General features: G+C 38.8%; 1 pseudogene. It reads left to right on the top strand.

What is annotated here, in order from left to right:
* Positions 1 to 600 (top strand): annotated as a pseudogene (locus ACFIN0_RS10105) (hypothetical protein); the annotation flags it as partial.

The following is a 600-nucleotide window of genomic DNA, read 5'->3' as shown; positions in this document are numbered from 1 at the left end:
ATGATGGTTTTTATCAAATCAACAGTGCTGGTGAAATGCTTCCTATTGGCTTTGGCAAAGTCGATAAAACCATCTTCACACTTTACAATAACTTTGCCATTGATGAAATAAAAGCCTGTATTGATCCGGTCTATTCACGCGTTTATTTTTCTATAAATGACGATATGATGGGGATGAATATCTATGTTTATGATTGGCTTTTGCAAATATGGAGTGTCATTAAAGGACAGAGACTTCACTTATTTCCTCTCTTTGCGGCGGGTTACACATTAGAAGGTTTAGACGAAGTACAAGAATGCTTGAGAGATTTACGCGCTTCTCTTGATAGTAAAATGTGGCAAAATGGTGCGCCAATGTTGGGAGCGTTTACACAAGACAATAGATTTGGTTTTTTTGCTGGTCCTCCTATGGAAGCTGTCATTGCTTCACAAATTGTAGGGGATACGGGCAGACAGATTAATCTTATGAGTGAGGCTTTTGTTCAAGCAGATACGACAAGTGGTCTTTTAAGCGTTGGAGCTGCTTTTATCATTGATAATAGAAATCAATTAAATTGGGCGAAAGAGCGTTACGCGGGCTATAGCAGCGGAATGTACAATA

Source organism: Bartonella sp. AA89HNZF (assembly GCF_042196905.1).
Lineage (GTDB): Bacteria > Pseudomonadota > Alphaproteobacteria > Rhizobiales > Rhizobiaceae > Bartonella.
The sequence above is the reverse complement of the archived record's forward strand: the minus strand, read 5'-3'. Positions and strand labels throughout refer to the sequence as shown.